The organism is Photobacterium lipolyticum, assembly GCF_003026475.1.
Lineage (GTDB): Bacteria > Pseudomonadota > Gammaproteobacteria > Enterobacterales > Vibrionaceae > Photobacterium > Photobacterium lipolyticum.
On record NZ_PYMC01000013.1, the window covers coordinates 82,507 to 101,025 of the forward strand.

General features: G+C 43.9%; 17 protein-coding genes. 9 read left to right on the forward strand and 8 right to left on the reverse strand.

Features of this window, described 5'->3' with window-relative positions:
* The first annotated feature begins 142 nt into the window (after nt 1-142).
* Nucleotides 143-1,378: a patatin-like phospholipase family protein gene (locus C9I89_RS16665; protein ID WP_107284448.1), complete on the forward strand. Its 1,236-nt coding sequence runs from the start codon at nt 143-145 to the stop codon at nt 1,376-1,378.
* Nucleotides 1,379-1,457: 79 nt separating this feature from the next.
* Here the strand turns inward: C9I89_RS16665 and C9I89_RS16670 are convergent, their stop codons facing one another.
* Nucleotides 1,458-2,363 (reverse strand): manganese-dependent inorganic pyrophosphatase, encoded by a 906-nt coding sequence (locus tag C9I89_RS16670; RefSeq protein ID WP_107284449.1) that lies wholly within the window; start codon nt 2,361-2,363, stop codon nt 1,458-1,460.
* Between the two features lie 367 nt (nt 2,364-2,730).
* On the opposite strand from C9I89_RS16670, the gene C9I89_RS16675 reads away from it, so the two are divergent.
* The 3 genes from C9I89_RS16675 (at nt 2,731) to emrD (ending at nt 5,652) form a co-directional block, all read left to right on the forward strand.
* On the forward strand, nt 2,731-3,096 hold the full coding sequence (locus C9I89_RS16675; protein WP_107284450.1) for a hypothetical protein: 366 nt from the start codon (nt 2,731-2,733) through the stop codon (nt 3,094-3,096).
* Between the two features lie 358 nt (nt 3,097-3,454).
* Nucleotides 3,455-4,054, forward strand: a complete 600-nt coding sequence (locus C9I89_RS16680) for a GTP cyclohydrolase II (RefSeq protein WP_107284451.1) — start codon at nt 3,455-3,457, stop codon at nt 4,052-4,054.
* Between the two features lie 416 nt (nt 4,055-4,470).
* Nucleotides 4,471-5,652 carry a multidrug efflux MFS transporter EmrD gene (emrD, locus tag C9I89_RS16685; protein WP_170107725.1) on the forward strand — a complete coding sequence of 394 codons (1,182 nt, stop codon included), beginning with the start codon at nt 4,471-4,473 and terminating at the stop codon, nt 5,650-5,652.
* Between the two features lie 104 nt (nt 5,653-5,756).
* On the opposite strand, the gene C9I89_RS16690 is transcribed toward emrD, so the two are convergent.
* Nucleotides 5,757-6,083, reverse strand: a complete 327-nt coding sequence (locus C9I89_RS16690; protein WP_107284453.1) for an HI1450 family dsDNA-mimic protein — start codon at nt 6,081-6,083, stop codon at nt 5,757-5,759.
* A gap of 300 nt (nt 6,084-6,383) precedes the next feature.
* Between C9I89_RS16690 and C9I89_RS16695 the strand changes: the two genes are divergently transcribed.
* Both C9I89_RS16695 and C9I89_RS16700 read left to right on the forward strand, forming a co-directional pair.
* Nucleotides 6,384-7,154, forward strand: coding sequence for a nucleotidyltransferase domain-containing protein (locus tag C9I89_RS16695; protein WP_342750173.1), 771 nt, complete (start codon nt 6,384-6,386; stop codon nt 7,152-7,154).
* A 39-nt stretch (nt 7,155-7,193) separates the two neighbouring features.
* A complete protein-coding gene (locus C9I89_RS16700; protein ID WP_107284455.1) occupies nt 7,194-9,572 on the forward strand; it encodes a DNA polymerase II in 2,379 nt (792 codons plus the stop codon).
* Between the two features lie 79 nt (nt 9,573-9,651).
* Here C9I89_RS16700 and C9I89_RS16705 read toward each other — a convergent pair whose 3' ends face one another.
* The 3 genes from C9I89_RS16705 to C9I89_RS16715 all read right to left on the reverse strand — a co-directional run bounded on the left by C9I89_RS16705 (nt 9,652) and on the right by C9I89_RS16715 (nt 13,753).
* Nucleotides 9,652-10,962 carry a glycoside hydrolase family 18 protein gene (locus C9I89_RS16705; RefSeq protein ID WP_107284456.1) on the reverse strand — a complete coding sequence of 437 codons (1,311 nt, stop codon included), beginning with the start codon at nt 10,960-10,962 and terminating at the stop codon, nt 9,652-9,654.
* A 393-nt stretch (nt 10,963-11,355) separates the two neighbouring features.
* Nucleotides 11,356-12,987 carry a methyl-accepting chemotaxis protein gene (locus C9I89_RS16710; RefSeq protein WP_107284457.1) on the reverse strand — a complete coding sequence of 544 codons (1,632 nt, stop codon included), beginning with the start codon at nt 12,985-12,987 and terminating at the stop codon, nt 11,356-11,358.
* 454 nt (nt 12,988-13,441) lie between these two features.
* Entirely contained in the window at nt 13,442-13,753 is a 312-nt protein-coding gene (locus C9I89_RS16715) for a hypothetical protein (RefSeq protein ID WP_107284458.1), read from the reverse strand.
* A 295-nt stretch (nt 13,754-14,048) separates the two neighbouring features.
* On the opposite strand from C9I89_RS16715, the gene C9I89_RS16720 reads away from it, so the two are divergent.
* A complete protein-coding gene (locus C9I89_RS16720; RefSeq protein ID WP_107284459.1) occupies nt 14,049-14,303 on the forward strand; it encodes a DUF1289 domain-containing protein in 255 nt (84 codons plus the stop codon).
* 97 nt (nt 14,304-14,400) lie between these two features.
* Here the strand turns inward: C9I89_RS16720 and rplY are convergent, their stop codons facing one another.
* Nucleotides 14,401-14,679, reverse strand: coding sequence for a 50S ribosomal protein L25 (gene rplY, locus C9I89_RS16725; protein WP_107284460.1), 279 nt, complete (start codon nt 14,677-14,679; stop codon nt 14,401-14,403).
* A gap of 226 nt (nt 14,680-14,905) precedes the next feature.
* On the reverse strand, nt 14,906-16,648 hold the full coding sequence (gene radD / locus C9I89_RS16730) for a DNA repair helicase RadD (RefSeq protein WP_107284461.1): 1,743 nt from the start codon (nt 16,646-16,648) through the stop codon (nt 14,906-14,908).
* 16 nt (nt 16,649-16,664) lie between these two features.
* On the opposite strand from radD, the gene C9I89_RS22570 reads away from it, so the two are divergent.
* The gene (locus tag C9I89_RS22570; protein WP_170107724.1) at nt 16,665-16,841 is read left to right on the forward strand and encodes a hypothetical protein; all 177 of its coding nucleotides are present in this window, start codon (nt 16,665-16,667) and stop codon (nt 16,839-16,841) included.
* A gap of 32 nt (nt 16,842-16,873) precedes the next feature.
* Here the strand turns inward: C9I89_RS22570 and C9I89_RS16740 are convergent, their stop codons facing one another.
* Nucleotides 16,874-17,368, reverse strand: a complete 495-nt coding sequence (locus tag C9I89_RS16740) for a GNAT family N-acetyltransferase (protein WP_107284463.1) — start codon at nt 17,366-17,368, stop codon at nt 16,874-16,876.
* Between the two features lie 276 nt (nt 17,369-17,644).
* Between C9I89_RS16740 and rsuA the strand changes: the two genes are divergently transcribed.
* The gene (gene rsuA, locus C9I89_RS16745; RefSeq protein WP_107284464.1) at nt 17,645-18,340 is read left to right on the forward strand and encodes a 16S rRNA pseudouridine(516) synthase RsuA; all 696 of its coding nucleotides are present in this window, start codon (nt 17,645-17,647) and stop codon (nt 18,338-18,340) included.
* Nucleotides 18,341-18,519: the final 179 nt, after the last annotated feature.

Genomic DNA, 18,519 nt, shown 5'->3' on the forward strand with positions numbered 1-18,519 from the left:
GCTTTCAACATAATTACTGAAACATTGAAAGACAAACAGCCCCTAATGAACGAAGTGTTTTTATGCTTTATTCCGTTTCTGTTTAATAATAGATGTTATTCTGTCGACAGTATGTCCTCGTATTTTTTAACGTGAGTAGACTATGACGAATCATCTGCCGTTCAGCTTAAGTGCCTTTGATTTACAAATGGTAAACGCATTTTCTGCGCAACTGAATAGTGGGCGGAAAAAGAAAATAGCACTTGTTGTGCAAGGGGGAGGACAGAGGGGGATCTTTACTGCAGGTGTTTTTGACTCCTTTCTTGAGGCCGGATTTGATCCTTTCGAACTGTATATTGGCACTTCTGCCGGAGCGCTCAACCTCTCTTCTTTTATTAGCCGCCAGTCTAGTTTTGGCTACAATTTCATTGTCAATTACACCACGGATAATGAGTTTTTTAATCTGTATAAGTATCTCAGTAAACAAAAGCCGATGAATTTAGACTGGGCGCTGGATACGATATCTGCTGAAGGTCTGACACCACTCGATATTGTGACTGCACGGCGAAACTTACAATATCGCCAGGCATTTGCTTGCGCCACCCGTAAAGACACCTTGCAAGATATTTATCTGCCTATGTATCAACAAAACTGGCGTGAGGTGCTTCGAGCGACATGTGCAATTCCTATGTTGTATAACCAGCCAGTAAACTTACAAGACTTGGAATGGGTTGACGGTGGTGTAAGTGCTGCCGTTCCTGTTCAAGAAGCCTGGAAGCGTGGGGCTGATCTTGTTGTTGTGGTAAGAACTGAGCCACTTGAAAATAGTGATGGGGTTGGGGTGTTTGATGATTGGCGCGAGAAGATTGAATCTAGCCTGCCGCAGTATATTGAGAAGCTTAATCTGAACCAGTCGCTGGATAAGTTTAAGTCAATTCACAATGATCTCACCCAGCGCTTTGAACTGTGGAGGGAAGGTTGGAACGATAAGGTTATTAAAAAAGAACAGCAGCGCTTACAAGAACAACAAAAGGTTATATCTGAGTTAATCGAGCCGGAGAAGATGAATGCTGATGGTGGGAAGTGGTTTACTTCCGATAATATCGAGCGCTTTTTGTCTATTACGGGTAAGGGGAAAAGTAGTGAAGTGATTGAGATGCTTGCTCGTTACTATCAGACATGTCGCGAAGTAAATGAATTTCTGATTCAGCCTCCTGAAGGGTTAAAGGTGATTCAAATTGCGCCTGACAAGAGATTGCGCAGCAGAGCGTTACTGAGCGAAAAAGATGATCTGGAAGTTGATTACCGTGAAGGTAAACTAATTGGCCGACAGTTCGTTGAACATTTTGCTGCTGCTCTTAATGAAACAACAAGGCTTAATGAAACAAGCAAGCTTTAAATAAAACGACAGGTTCAAAAACAAAAAGGAACGCAATCGCGTTCCTTTTCAATGGACGGGCAGAAATAAGTAATTTTTATTACGCCAGAACTTTCTGCAGCCAAGGCCAGCCTTGTTTCTTACGGCTTAGTGTGTTTTCCATCATCAGCAGACCATTGTCAGCATATTGCTCTAGGGTTGCATTCCACTCACCTTTGTAAAGCAGGCGAGTAGTGCTGGTTGTGATATCAGTTAGCATAAGTGCAGCCATTGCCAGGCCATCTTCATCACAACGACGCTGAAGATCAGCATTAAGTTCGTCAATCATGCTGTCTACTTGCTCAAGAGTAGCAAGTTCGATCTGACCAACAACAACGTCACGGTTGTTGAATGGGTAAGCTTTAAGATCTTTTTCAACCAGCTGAGAGGCAGAAAGGCCTTCGATATCTGTTTTTGCAATTAACAGATCTTTGATGAAAGCATCAAGATCTTCAATACCCGCAATCGTTGCTAGTTCTGCTACAGCGTCTTTGTCTTTCTGCGTACAAGTAGGGGAAGCAAAGCCAACGGTGTCACTTAAAATTGCTGACATCATCAGAACAGCGAGTGGGCGAGTGATCTCGGCCTTTTCCATCTTGAACAGGTTGAACATGATGGTACAAGTACAACCAACTGGCCAGATCCAAGCTTCTAATGGATTGGTTGTCGTTACATCGCCCAAGCGGTGGTGATCAACAATACCCAAGATCTCAGCATCAGCAATATCATCCGGGCCTTGAGCAAGGTCAGAATAGTCTACTAACCAAATGTTTTGACCAGCTACGCCAGTACACATTTCTGGTTGTTCTACACCAGCTTGCTCCAGGATGTGTTGCGTTTCTCGGTTTAGTTCGCCTTGACGAACGGCTTTAGCTTCCAGGCCACGAGCCTTAAGAAGTTCAGCGCCGACAAGTGCTGAACAGATGCTATCACTATCAGGGTTTTTGTGACCTACAACTTGAATCATGATGTTTCCTTTACTGTGTCAAGTACAGCAAAACCTTGCTGTAAGACGGAATGGGACGAACCTGATCTGCTGATTGTTAAAATCATTGTCAGAACAAGTGATCAAACTCGGGCAATTTTAGATGTTTTTTCACAAATAACAATTAAAGCGGAGCAATAAAAGGTGCAGTTGGCTAAATTGAGAGCTTTTTAGAGCGGTTTTATTCTTCTTACTGTACGAAGACGGTGTTTTATTCGCAGAAGTGTGATCAATCTGAGTATCTGAAATCACACAATAAAATGCGTCATTAATGGCAGGCACTCCCTGATTTCCTTTTTTGACCATAAAGGTGTATATATATTGCAAGTTATTTGTAAGGAATAGTGAAATGCAAGTACGACCAATGTTTTTAAGCATAAGGTTAATGTTACCTGTGGTGATCAGTTTATGGGTACTCGCAGCACATTTTTTGCGTGCAGGGGATATTATTGTCTGCCTTGGATTGGCGATTACACCATTATTGCTTTGTATACAAAAAAACTGGGCTGCACGCACATTGCAAGTCGCCTTGCTGGGTGCTTCATTGATTTGGATGCAATCGACCTATCATATGCTGTCAACTCGTTTAATGATGGGAGAAGATTGGGTCAGAATGTTTATCATCATGGTCTCAGTTATCTGTTTTACCCTTTTATCCGCATGTGTATTTCTGCATCCTGAATGGGAAAAGAAATATGGTCTGAAGCTTAAGTAGTATGACGGTTCTGATCCTTTTAGAGCTATTGCATAATGAGTTCACCATTGTTTTGTTATAATATAACAATCATCATTGATATTCTGAAAGGCAGGAACAGACAACGGATCTTGTTCTGTAGTGCTGTTTTACTGTAATAATTTTAGATATCATCTAGGGAATATAGAGGAATGCCTGTCTGTCGTACAAAGTGATTCGAATCATGCTATTACGATATTTGGGTGTTTGGTGAAGATTATCAGCCTTCTAGGGATGCGAGTTAAGGTACAGAAGTGTACTTTTGCGTTTAAATGGGCAAGTTCTACTAACCCAAATGACCCTGATCCCAGAGGGCCATTAAGAAGTACTTAGGAACAAAATGGTTAATGTAAGGGCGAGAGTGCCTTTTAAAGTCGGCTTGAAGAGTAATATTCCAGCAGATTTACTTTCTTTTAATGGCCTTGAATCTGGCAAAGAACATGTTGCAGTCATTTTTCGTGATGCTGACAAGCAGGCAGAAGTACCATTGGTACGCATGCACTCTGAGTGTTTAACCGGTGATGTATTTCACTCATCTCGTTGCGACTGTGGTGAGCAGTTAGATGAAACCATTGAAAAAATGGGCGAGATCGGAGGTGTTATCCTGTATTTGCGTCAGGAAGGGCGTGGTATTGGTTTGTACAATAAAATCGATGCTTATGAGCTGCAAAGCCAGGGAATGAATACCTACGAAGCAAACAATCATCTTGGTTTTGGTGATGATTTGCGTGATTTCAACGAAGCGGCACTAATGCTAAAAGCACTCGGCATTAATGAGATCCGCCTGATTACCAATAATCCGAAAAAAATTGACGATCTTGAAAGTTGTGGTATCAAAATCGTTGAAGTGGTCGGCACCAAAACACATGTTAAAGACGGCAATGAAAGTTATCTGAAAACAAAAGCGAGTCATGGCAAACACCGGTTCAATTTCGATTGAGAATTTGTCACTCCTCCATGTTATGCTCGGAACGCAGTACTTGATTGAGCTGAAACGTAAAAAATATTGAATAATAGAGAAGCCCCGAGTATTCGGGGCTTTTCTATTTATGGCTCTTTGCTAAATTATTACCCCGCTTTATGCATTATTTTTTCTAATCCAAATCATAATAAAGTTTCGTGCTTGGTGGCACGCTAATTTCTTGCTTGAATATCCTTTCACAATTATTATCACCGCTCTTGAAGTAGAGTTAGAAACTGCTTATGGTGCATAATCTGGCCTTATATATCGCTGGGTGTGCATGCGTAGGGTTATATCCTGCTGGCGGGCGGATTTAATCAAATGCTCGCAAATTTCCTTTATTTTGTTCTGTTGTGAGGGTATAGGTTGTGGTTCAGCAATCTTGTTCTGCTAAAATGGCAAAGTTGTTATTTTTAATTATCATTCTGGCTGCTGTCGGTCAGATGACGCAAACTATGTACGTACCAGCTATTCCTACGATGGCACTTGATTTTGCTGTTAAGTCGTCATACCTACAGGCCGTTATGGCTGCCTATTTAATCCCGTATGGTTTATCTCAATTTGTTTATGGACCGCTTTCGGATCGTGTTGGCCGTCGCCCAGTGATCATTGTAGGAATGGTGATCTTTCTGGTCGGTACGGTGGTCGCATTGTTTGCCCCTACATTTGAGTTGTTCTTGCTGGCAAGTTTTATTCAAGGGGCTGGTACTGGCTGTAGCGGGGCAATGTGTCGAACTGTAACCCGTGATTGCTATGATGGTGCGGCGCTTCACAGAGCAAACAGCCTCGTTAGTATGGGTGTGATTTTCTCTCCGCTCATTGCGCCTGTTTTAGGTGGTTACCTCTCATCAATGTTTGACTGGACTGCCAGCTATCTGTTCTTACTGATATTCGGCGCTGTTGTGACTGTTGCGATGATGGCAATGTTTACTGAAACACTACCCGTAGAAAATCGTCGTTATGAGCGTGTGTGGGTCAGCTATCGCTATGTGCTGGGTAACCGTCGTTTTCAGGGGTATGTGCTCTGTCTGATTGCAACGTTTGCGGGCATCGCTGTCTTTGAAGCTGCTGCAGGGGTATTGCTGGGTAGCGTGCTAAAACTGGATCCGCAAACAGTCAGCTGGTTATTTGTTTTACCATTACCGGGCTACTTAGCTGGCGCATGGCTATCAGCCTCTATGGTTAAGCGAATTGGTAATACTCGTGTGATGAATTTAGGCATGCTCGCGATCTTTGCGGGTGCGTTAACTATTCTGATCCCGGGTATGGCGGGGTTAGTTACCGTAAGCTCATTGATTGGCGGCGCGTTTATTTACTTTATTGGTGCTGGTGTATTGTTTCCCGCTGCAACAACCGCAGCTATTCAGCCTTTTCCTCAACATGCAGGTACAGCAGGAGCCGTACTTGGTGGATTGCAGAACCTGGGGGCTGGCATTGCGACTTTAGCCGCAGCATTCATGCGTGCAGAGGACCAATTCAGCCTCGGTGCGGTACTAACCGTGATGTCTGTTCTGGTAGTAATAAGCCTGTTTTGGGTTCGTCGAAGCCAACAGCCCGATACACCAGTATTAGCATAGGATGTTATTTGAATTAAAAAAGGCGATGCATTTCTACATCGCCTTTTTTATATGCTGAGTTTCTAGTTTCTAGTTTCTAGTTTCTAGTTTCTAGAAATACGATTTTAATCGCGTTTCCATAGAATATGGCAGAACTTATGTTCGGGATCGCGGCTAATCAACATTCTTGCGAATACATCGTCAAGTTCGTCGTTTGCTTCATTAACCAGACCAATACGTACTTCGGCATAGCGTTCTTTGTCGACGTCAAAACCAACATGGCCAGCCCAATCATCATGCGTTTCAACGACTTCAGCAGCGCCACGGTCTTCAAATTGAGCAGTAAAAAGAATAACGTCTGCAGGCTCAAGGCTTTCTGGGGCCATTTCAAGGAAGATGTCGTAAGCCGCTTCAATAACGTCGTCAAAAGAAATTAGGTTTGATGTATCCATGTACTACACATATCTCTGGTTTGTGAGTGAGGGGATATTAGAACATGCTTTATGGCGGCGAGGTAGGGGAAACGGGACATTTCTGGGAAACACAGCCTCTTTTTTACGTTGTTAAGATATTTCGCCGCAGGTGAATCGCTGTGTAAAAATGTGGTGTTGAGAGGTCAGAACTCTGTTTAGTAGGCGAGGTTAATCTGTTTGGTCAACAGAGCCTTAGATTTGGTAGAATACGCGGTAACATTAAGTATTAGTTGTTTTGTTGTAAACAAAAACACAACAATAGAGAGAAAGAGTCTAGTGGTGAAAGGGTTACCCGTATTAGATGGCCAAACGCCTTTTCAACAGGAATATGTACCTGTCTTGTTAGATGCCGTTAAGCAGCTGCGAGCTGGATTTGGGGGGGCGCTTCATAGTATTTATCTGTTTGGTAGTGTCGCACGCCGCGAAGCAGTATGGGGGCAATCAGATCTGAATCTGACTTTAATTCTGCATCGACCACTCACCGATTCTGAGCAGTCGCTGCTCAATACGATAAAGTGGCGAATACCTACCTATCATACCGATGTACCTTCTGTGGAGATTAAAATCGGGTATTTATCGGAAGTGCTGTCTCTTGATGCCATTTTTAAGTGGGGCTTTTGGATAAAGCATTGTTGTCTCTGCTTGTATGGCGAAGATCTGTCGACGCGTTTTGGTTGCTTTGAGCCAAGCTGGGATGTGGCGAAGGCTTTTAATGGTGATATCAAAGATGAACTGACCGTTTACCGCCAGAAGATCATGAAGACGAAAGTGGTCAGTAATTACCTTGAGTATTGCCAGTATATCGCGAAGAAAATGCTGCGAAGCTGCTTTTCACTCGTGATGCATCGAGAAAAATGTTGGGCTCATACGTCAGAACAATGCGCAGAGGCTTTCTTGAATTATTACCCTGATAAAAGCCTTGAAATTGAGCGGTTATTTACCCTTATTAATGGCACACAAGTACCAAAGCGTGCAGCGCTCTTTCTACTTGAGCAGTTTGGTAGCTGGATAGTGACAGAGTTTGAGAAGATAGACCGGAAAATTGGTTAGTCGATATGTTTTTTCTTCATTGATGCTTTTGAGGCTTATTTGCAAACTCACTTAACAGGTTTTGTTTTAACGCGACAAAGTCGCGATTACCACGGTCAGACGGAGATCGTGCTATGGGTTAAAACTGACCATGGTCCCTGTCGTTTAGTTATTCATGGTGATAAACCAGTATGTTTTATCCCTGTGGAAGAGCAGCAACAGGCATCTCAAGCCTTTAGTGCTGCTAATCTCCAGGTACAGTGGCGAGAGGTGTCGCTGCAGAACTTTCAACATAAACCTGTTAATGCTTGTTATACCCATACGGTACGCGACAGCTTACAAATATCACCAATTCTTGCTGCTGAGGGACTGGATGGTTTCGAAACCGATATACGACTTGCCGATCGTTTTTTGATGGAGCGTTTTATCCGGGGTGGAATCGTGTTCACGGGGTTGCCTAAACAAAAATTAGGCTATGTCGAATATTCGGAAGTTAAAGCTAAGGCTGCTGATTATCTGCCCGAATTAAGCGTGGTATCGTTAGATATTGAATGCTCAGAAAAAGGGGTACTGTATTCGGTTGGTTTACATAGCGAGGTGGATAGCCGCGTCATCATGGTGGGGGCGCCTAAGCCTGAAGATCATGATGAGCCATGGATCCAGTGGGTAGATTCAGAGAAAGCGCTGCTGCTGGCACTTGAATCCTGGTTTTCTCAATTTGATCCCGACATCATCATCGGCTGGAATGTTATCGACTTTGATTTCCGTTTATTGCTAAAGCGTGCTGAGTGGAACAAACTGAGCCTGAGAATTGGTCGTGCTAAGCAAATACCGCATTGGCGTCATTCTACCCAAAACCCTAATCAGGGCTTTATTACTATACCTGGACGGGTTGTTCTTGATGGTATCGATACCCTGAAAACTGCAACTTATAACTTTCGCTCCTGGTCACTAGAATCTGTTTCTCAAGAGTTGTTGGGGGAAGGCAAGAAAATTCATAACGTGCATGATCGCATGGCTGAAATTAACCAGATGTTCAGGCACGATAAACTATCGCTAGCTCGATATAACCTGCAGGATTGCAAACTCGTTACCCGTATCTTTGAGCATACCCACCTGCTTGATTTTACAATGGAACGTAGCCGTTTAACCGGTGTGGAGTTAGATCGTGTTGGCGGATCTGTCGCGGCATTTACCAATCTTTATTTACCACAATTGCACAGGGCGGGATATGTTGCCCCTAGCCTTGAAACTGATAACTGGATCGCGAGTCCCGGTGGTTACGTTATGGATTCAAAACCGGGTCTTTATGATTCGGTATTGGTGTTGGATTTTAAATCACTGTATCCCTCGATTATTCGCTCTTTTCGCATTGATCCTATGGGGCTGGTGGAAGGGTTGTTATTAGATGAAGGGAAAGGCAATAACCAGGCTATTGCCGGTTTTCGCGGCGGGCGTTTTCATCGTGAGAAGCATTTCTTACCGCAAATGATCGAGGATTTATGGTCAGCGCGCGATCAAGCTAAGCGCGATGGCGATAAAGCATTTTCACAAGCCATCAAGATCATCATGAATTCATTTTACGGGGTCTTGGGTTCATCTGGCTGCCGATTCTTTGATCACCGTTTAGCATCATCAATTACCATGCGCGGGCATGAAGTACTATCTCGCACCAAAGAGATGATCGAAGAAAAAGGCTACACCGTTATTTATGGTGATACTGATTCGGTCTTCGTCCATTTAGGCCGAAGTCATACCCAAGGCGAAGCCGATTCGGTTGGTGATCAATTGGTTGTCGATATCAATGCAGCGTGGCAAGACCATCTTCGTGAAGAATATAATCTTGATTGCTACCTTGAACTTGAATACGAAACGCATTATCGCAAATTCCTGATGCCAACGATCAGAGGGCAGGATACGGGGAGTAAGAAACGTTATGCGGGATTAGTCTGGCAAGGTGATAAAGAAACGATCATTTTCAAAGGTCTCGAAACAGTCCGTACTGATTGGACGGTACTGGCCCAGGACTTTCAGAAAGTTTTATATGATAAAATTTTCCATAATCAAGATGTTGAAGAATATATTCGTGATTATGTGCAAAAAGCCAATGCAGGTGAGTTTGATGAAAAGCTTGTTTACCGCAAAAGGTTACGACGTAACTTGTCTGACTATCAGAAAAATGTGCCACCTCATGTTCGTGCTGCTCGTATGGCAGATGGCATTAATGAAAAAATGGGCAGGCCGTTACAGTATCAAAATGGCGGCTGGATAGAGTACCTGATCACAGTAAATGGCCCCGAGCCGAAAGAGGCCTTAACCAGCCTGATTGACTACAACCATTATGTCGACAAACAATTGAAGCCAGTCGCCGATGGGATCCTGCCTTTCATCGGACGCACTTTTGATGAAATCACAGCGCCACAGCTGGGGCTATTCTGATGTCACTTGGGCATAGCAATAAAAAATCTGGGATCAACAGGTTTGATCCCGAAACCGCGTCATTTCTTATCTGAGATGATTAAGATTTATCGCCTTTCAACGCTTGATACATGGTTTCTGTCAATTCGCCGGTTGGATCACCGGAAAGCTCCCAGGTAAACATACCGGCCAGGCCTTTTTGTTTTACCCACTCAGTTTTTGCTTTCACAGAACGCTTATCATCAAAACTGATGAATACTTTATTCTCAGGGTGCCACAAGAACGGGGCTTCAGCCGCTTTGTCATAGCTATACTTGTAACCTTGCTCAGGGGTGTAGTTCTGCTTCAGATCCCAGTACATAAAATAGCCCGGTTCATCTTCGTCAGTGCCAAAGCTTGCACCTTTTTCAGAAATGAGTGAGGCGGTTGGCAGTTTACCATCAAAGCCTTGGGTGCCTTCCCATCCACGACCATAATACGCGGCACCAAGCACCAGTTTTTCACTCGGGCTCCCGATTTCAATCATCTGATTGATGAAAGCATCTGCGCCTCCTCCCCACCAGCTCCGCTCTGTGGCATGCAAGTTAGTGAGGTGGCCTGTCTGCTGGCCCCAGCCGCCAAGGAAATCGTAGGTCATCGCAAACATATTTGTCAGGTGAGGCGCAGCGCCAGCCCAGTCGATTTGTGCCGCCTTAGGGCCAACACCAACGGCGGTAGATAGCTCGTAGTCGCGCTTGGTTGTATTTTCCAGTTGATCCAGCTCGGCACGGAGTGTTTTAACCAGAAAGGTAAAGGCGCTACGCTCAGCTGCTTTTTGTTCATCCGGTAATTTTGTATTTTCATTCCACGGTGATGTTGTATGGCCACTGCCGCCGGGGTATTCCCAGTCAAGATCGATGCCGTCAAAAAAATCATATTCTGCAATCAGCTCTACAGCTGTTTTGGCAAAGTGGCGAATATTAGCGTGATCCTTGGCCATGGCATGGAAAGGTTCAGACATAGTCCAGCCACCAAAAGAAGGTAAGATCTTTAGATCAGGGTGCTGTTTTTTTAGTTCGGCTAATTGGGCAAAGTGGCCGTGGTAAGGGACATTAACACTGACATCGCCAAAATTGATATCAAGGGCAGCTTCTCTGTCGACGATAATCGCGCTGAAAGGGGCTTTGTTTTTACATGCTAAAGCGACTTGTTGCTGCACCTTTTCTGATGCGCCTGTATGTGGTCCGCACATACTCAGAAAGGCATAGATCACATGCGTTAGCTTGTCTGCCGGAATATCTTTAACGGTGTAAGGCTTTTGCTCATTCGCATATTGCCAGTCTGCAAAATATCCCGCAATGACTTGTTGATCCGCAAGCGCAGCCGGTGCCAGCAAACTGGCGATTAGCGCTGCTGTTAAAGTGTGTTTCATAAAGAATCCTCGTTGGCGAACGTAAAGATTTTTGATTAAGGGAAGTTATACCGGTCACGTAAAGTAATAATCGCTGAACGATCAGCTATTTATACAATTGGTAGTCGCTGTTTTTTATCAAAATGGTTGCAAATTATTTGCGATGCAAGCCTTGAAACGAGTGGAATGACTGAATGGAGGATTTTTTATTAAGCGGATATCAAGTAATTAAATGATACAACGGAAAATAGAAGACAAAATTGCGAGCTACACCCAAACAACTGCAAGGTGCAGTGTTTCGTAAGAAGGATCAGATACTTTTGCTGACTGGTATAACAAAGCATGGATTTTTGAGCCAAATCCAAGAACGCCACTAGGGGGAAGAAAGCCCCCCAAAAGATGGGGGCATGTAAATCAATTTAGCTTGAAACGTCCCATTGCATCTTGTAATTGCACGGAAAGCTGACTGAGCTCTCGACAAGCTTGTGCCGTTTGTTCTGAGCCTTGCGCCACTTCTTGAGAGGTGACATGAATATTTTCGATATTTCGGCTAAGCTCATCGGCGACAGAATCTTGTTGGCTACATGCGCTGGCTATTTCGCTTCCCATATCGGCAATGTGAGCGATAGATTCTTCAATTGACAACATGATTTGTTGTGAGTGAGTGCCTTGAACCACACAGGTGTCGATACTAGTTTGCGAGCGTTCGGTTGCATCCTTCGCTTGTTTTGCCATTTGCTGAAGTTTTTCGATGATTGCCGTGATTTCACCGGTTGAATCTTGTGTACGTCCTGCCAGTGTACGAACCTCATCAGCGACCACGGCAAACCCACGGCCTGATTCACCAGCCCTTGCTGCTTCGATGGCCGCGTTCAGTGCTAGCAAGTTGGTTTGCTCGGCAATACCTCGAATCACATCAAGTACGACGTTAATTTGTTTGGATTGTTGTTCCAACTCGGAAACGGTTATACCCGTTTGTTCAATGGTTACTGCAACGTTTTGGATCGAATTGACCATCAGTTCATTATCACGAGCGCCTTCTTGTGCTTTGTTATTAGCGCCCGTGGCTTGCGAGGCTGAATCTTCAGTGTTACGCGCCACATCACCAACTGCCGCTTTCATTTCCGTCATCGCGGTAGCAACTTGGGTGATCTGATGTTGCTGCTCTTTCATACCATTAGCTGACATATCTGAAATATGTGTCATTTCTTCTACCGCACTGCTAAGTTGAGTTACGGCGGTGATGATTTCGTCGATCAATTGACGTAGGTTGTTTTGCATTTTAAGAGAAGAGTCGGCCAGTTCACCTAATTCATCGTTGCCGATAGCGTCACGGTTAAGTTTATTTGCTAGGTTACCGTTTGCAATGGAGTTGGCTTGTTCAACCACTAGTCTAAGTGGCCCACAAATAATACGTGTCAGTAGCAATGTCATTACTATCATAATCACTAAAATCAAGATGTTGCTGGTAATAGAAGTGGTATTTAGACTGGTCACCGAACGCAAAATAGAACCGCGATTTTCATCTATAGCGCCTTGTAAAAGGTCGATCAGTACATTGATATCAGATTCGATTCCTTCAAACTGAGAAAGTGATTGGGCTAAAATTGGGTGCGCGGAGGTTTTATCCATTGCAAGCATGGCCTTGTTGAACTTAGCCATTGTACCAATGTAGTGATTCCAACTTGTCAATAACCGATTAAAGGTTTGCTCTTCTTCACCCGGCCATACGCTTTTGCCATACGCTGCAAGACCTGTCTGGATCTCTTGACGAACAAGCTCGTTGCGCTGAATAGTTTGTCTAATTTCTGCTGGGTCGTTAACCGCAAGTACAGCGAATTGAGTACGACGCCAGTAAGACATTTTATCTCTGATCCCATCGACATGTTGCATCGCAGGCAGAGTGTCGTCAGTGAAGTTAAGTAATTCTTGTTTGATTTTTCCTAATTCACTGACAAGGAACAGACCAAGGCCTACGTTGACCACCGCAATAGTTGTAAAAGCAACGGCAATCTTCTTGCCGATAGAGAGGTTTTTTAGAAACATGAATGAGTTACCTTTTATTCTTATTGTCCAAAGTTGCCAGGTCGAGATACATCCATGTATTGAAATGTGAACTGAGTATTTATTTGCGAGGCATGCTATCACGTCATCTATCAATTATCGACACTTAAGTATTTGCTTGGTAAATATCGTGTAAGATAATAATTCTTATGAGGCAAAAGTTTGCTTCAATGGTTGTAGTAACATTTTACGTAAACCATATTTGTCATTCATTTTGGTAGGTTTTCGCAGCAGATTTTCCAGGCAGAGGAGCAAGTGAATTGTAGAAAAAGCACGAAAGGGTATTCAGATTGAGCGGCTTGAGTTCAACCATCTTCGCTGGTAATGCCGAGGAGGTGAGCTGGCATAAGGTGAAATCTGTTGTTCTGACTTAAGCTAATTTGCAATAAAAAACGCGCTAATTAGCGCGTTTTTTGATTAAAAAGATTAGAACCCGTTAATCGAAAAACTCGACATCAATTACCGCTGATTTGCTTGCATGGATTGGGTCAAATTCTATTGCACCACGATGAGGGGTGCATACTTTAAATACGTTACCACAATCAAAAATAGCCAGTACTTGTTCTTTAGTACGGAAGACGTCTGGTAGAAGCTGGCCGATTTCGCATGTACATACTTGGCCTTCATGCAGCCATTGAAGTTTATGAATACGTTGTGACTGAGATGGGGCCGAAATGTGCTGAGCAATAGACGTAAAAACGGATTCTGCCTGAGCAGGGCTAGATGCCGATGGTACAAAAAAATCCATGGTTCCCTCCTGGTGCGTGTAGTGCGTTGGTGGTTATAGAGTCTGATAATTAAACAGACGACACGAACTACTATTGATGGCTACCAATCCTGATAACCTTAAACTCAAATCACCTCAAGTTCCGAGGTGCCTTGGGTATAAACAGTATCAGAATTCAGTATAGTTTAGCAAGAAAAGCGCATAACCAGTCATCAATGCATTGTGAGGAAATACGCGCTATAAACGCGTGTGTAGTTAATACCAACTGGTATAAAATTTAGACTATTATAATTATTATATTGGGGGGAGGGGAGATATGGAACAACTTGAATTTTTTTCTATTCCCAGCCCTTGTGTTGGTATTTGTCAGGTTAATGAGCGTGGTTATTGCAAAGGTTGCATGAGAAGCCGGGATGAACGATATAACTGGCAAAACATGACGCCCGATCAGCAGCGCAATACGATTCGTTTATGCCGTCAGCGCTATCTGCGAATGATCAGACAAGCAAGGGCAGAGAAGGAGTCGGCAGAATCAATATCAGAAGACGATTATCAACAGAGCCTTTTTTGACGGTTTAGTATTAACCTTGAACTGAATCTTATCTGAAATAGTATAAAAACAAAAAAAGCGCCGTTAGGCGCTTTTTTGATTGAGTATGAACCCGCAATTAGATGCGTTTGAAGTCCATGTGCTCAACTTTTGGCTTGTACACGTGACGTTGGATGTCTTGTGGCTTAACCTTAACTTCTTGACCATCAATTACAAGAACAAGACCTTCGTAAAACTCAGGCTTATCCATCTGGTTGATGATATCGCTGTGTACGATCTCGATTGCAACAGGAGCTGCTTCGCCACCGTAAACGATAGCTGGGAATTTACCTGCGTGACGTAGGCGGCGGCTCGCACCTTTACCTAGGTCAGTACGTACTACTGCTTCAAATTTCATATTAAATACTCTTTAATTTCATTAAGTTCACTGAGTAATGCGACCTTACTCAATGTCGTAAAAACGAGCGCGGATAATAGCAATCAGTTTAAGACTTAGCAAGGCTAATTATTGTCTTCTTGAATTAATTAGAAAAATCAATGCGCAGGTGGGCGAATAATCAGCACAGTCTCTGGGAAGGCTCCGGGCTGTTTTACTGTTGTTGTATCCGGTATGCCGATTGGCATTACTCTTTTTTGTACTGGTCAAGATCAAACAGCTTGTCACGAATGACCCAGAAACGACCGCTCTTTCTTGTGATCACAATTTCCGGCGGACGCAACCGGTGTTCATTATTGGCCACTTTAGTTGGCGCCGTATCGGTGAAAGGGCGATGACGATCGACCAGGTGCGGATTAATGAATTTCTTCAAAAAAATTGATTTTTGAGTCTTTGTCGACAGCGGCCAGACTTCGCTGATTTCAGATCCTTCGTCGCTGATATAAATGACTTTAAGCTGAGGCTTATCAAATTTGTTTTTACCTGCTTCAAGGCGCAAATCCACGCATTTCATGATCATGGCATCTTTGAGTTTTAGTGCATCCCGTAATTTTTTATCTGGATCGACCATCACAGCATTACATTGGTGGCAACGGCGGGCAGCGATATCATTATCGGCGCCACACTCCTCGCAATACTTGGCGCGGAAGCGATAACCACATTCTTCTCGTTCGCCGTCATCATCTTCAAAATAGCCCTGACAACGTCTGCCGTAGTGCTCAATCAGAAAGCCTGCAGGGTCCAATTTCCCCCAGAAGCTATTGTTGAAGCCGCAAGCAGGGCAGGGGACCATGATGACTTCGCTATCGCTGTTGGGCTTAGGATCACCGACTTCTGGTTGATACAAGTCATAACAGTTTCCTGCGTACTCCAGAACCAGACAATCTTTTTTTCCCTCAAACAAGCGTAGTCCGCGACCGACAATCTGTTGGTACAGACTGATAGATTCTGTCGGGCGCAGAATGGCGATCAGATCGACATGGGGAGCGTCGAATCCCGTTGTGAGTACCGATACATTGACTAAGTATTTAATTTCCTGGCGCTTAAAGGCATTGATAATGCGATCCCGCTCATCAAGAGGCGTGTCACCCACCACTAATGCAGCATTTTCGTTGTGCAAGTAACCCATGATCTCTTGGGCATGATTTACCGTTGAAGCAAAAACCATAACCCCGCGTCGATCTTTGGCGTAATCGATAACCTGCTCGATGATCATTGGTGTGGCCCGGCTCGATTTTTCTATAACGTGATCTAAATCAGCCTCGCGGTAATGACCGGATGCCGATGGCGTCAGGGTGGAAAAATCATAGCCGATGACGGCCATATCCATGACTTTAGGTTCCGTCAGAAAGTTTTCATCTAATAGATAGCGAATAGGGAGTTCAAAGATACAATCCCTGAAGAAGCGCTCCTGCTCAGTCTTGACTTGCCCCCGGGTGTGGTATTTATAAATCCAGCCCATGCCTAAGCGATAAGGGGTCGCGGTCAGGCCAAGGATTTTAATACCCGGATTGATTTTCTGCAGATGAGAGATAACCCGGCGATAAGCACTGTTTTCATCATCCGGAACACGGTGACATTCGTCGATGACTAATAAAGAAAATTCATTCGCAAATTGCTCCAGGCTATTGGCCATGGATTGCACGGAGGCAAACACCACTTGACGATCCGTTTCTTTACGACCTAAACCGGCAGAAAATATCGACGCTTTCAGGCCATAGCTTTCATACTTACTGTGGTTTTGCTCAACCAGTTCTTTTACATGGGTTAAGACTAAAACTCGTCCCCTGGCTATACGGGCCAATTCAGCGACAACCAGACTTTTACCCGCCCCTGTTGGCAATGCTAATACTGCAGGGCTGCTATTTTTCCGAAAGTAATGAATGGTGGCTTTGACACTGTCTTGCTGATAGGGGCGAAGGGTATACATGTTCGAGCAAATAGTTATGGAAACTGAACAGGCAGTGTACCTAGATACCCAAATCACCTCAAGATGCAGCGTTCAGCGAGAATTCAGCATTTTAATAAAAAGAACAAATGGCGATGGAGAAGCTATGAAAGTGATGAAGGCCAACAGCGTGGTTCAGGAAGATCTCTGGGCCCACGTTTATGAGCCCGGCTAAACGGTCATGAAGCGGTGTTTATGACGCTATGTTTATGACGCTATGGTAAGAGGTACTTCTTCCGGTGTGATAATTTTTGTCATCATGCAGAATTGGCGACGTGGCACAAAATCCTGTTTTTCATAAAAACTGCGTGCACCAGAGTTACCGATGTTTATCTCTAGTGACAGGGCATGTACGCCGCTCTTGGCAAGATGGTGTTCAATTTGAGGGATCAGTTCGGTACCGATACCTTGCTGTCGCCATTCAGGCTTGAGGTAAAATTGATCAACAAAGCCGACACGGCCACCGTGCTCAAGGCTAAAGCTGTAACTGACGATGATGTGACCCGCGATCATTTTCTCGCCTTCATGTTCCACTTCAACAAACCATGCTTGTCCTAATTCCGGATTATTTAGCAGCTGGTGTATAGCTTGGCTTGTCTGCTCAATTTTTTGTGGGAGTGCTTCGTAAGCAAAGAGCTCTTCGACGAGTTTTAATAGCATGTCAATAGAAGACTGACCTGGCGCAACAAGTGAGATTTTCATAGATTAACCTTGGTTGTTAGTCGATTCACTTTTGTTTGACTACTGGTAATACGTAACGAGTCCGTAGAGTGTCCATTCTTTAAGACTGGTTTAGAATAAAAATGTTCCGCTTTTTTGAGCTTAGTAATAGTTCGATGAAAAAGGTGGAAAATTTTGCGATGAGTGTTGTTTTTTACTTATTGGATAACCAGAGATCAGTATACCGGTAAGTTTTTAATGCAAGTTATGACGGAGCTTTTTATAATGCGGACCCTTTTGTAACATGTGGAGCCCGTGATGAGGCTTGATAAATTCTTAGGTACCACTTTGGGTATTACTCGCAAAGAAGCCGGTAAGCTACTGAAAGACAAATTGATTGAAGTGAACGGCGAGATTGTAAAAAACGGTTCGTTCCAAATCACCGACGATTGCGAAGTTGAATTTAATGGTCGTATCTTAGTCTTACAAGGGCCGCGATATTTTATGCTCAACAAGCCGCAAGGTTTTGTCTGTTCGCATGTGGATGACCATAACCCGACGGTTTTCGTTTTAATCGATGAAGTCAGCCCGGAAAAAATGCACGTGGCAGGTCGGTTGGACGGTGATACGACAGGGCTGGTTTTATTAACGGATGATGGCCAGTGGTCACACCGTATTACTTCTCCTCGTCATGTGTGTGAGAAAACGTATCACGTTGAATTGGCAGATCCTGTTCCGGAAGAAACCATTCAGACTTTTGCTGAGGGTGTTCAGCTACGTAGTGAAAAAGAAATAACGCGTCCAGCTAAATTAGAGTTGCTGGGTGAGCGAGAAGCGTTACTGACGATTTCTGAAGGTAAATACCACCAGGTAAAACGTATGTTTGCCGCCGTTGGCAACAAAGTTGTCGGACTTCATCGCCAGCAGGTGGGTAAGGTGGTGCTGGATGACGATCTGGAGCCTGGAGAGTACCGCCCTCTTACTGACGAAGAGATTGCGTCTTTTCTGAAATAATGAACCCCAGACTGCTTTAAGATGCTGAACTTTGCATTTTGAAGTGGTTTGGTTTTATCCCTCCCTCACTCCTCGGGGGATAGCCCGATCGTTTGTGGCTGCTGTTTAATGAAACAGAAATTGATCTATTCCTTATAGGAAAGAATAAAATCGATCAATTCATCGTACTATATCTTTCT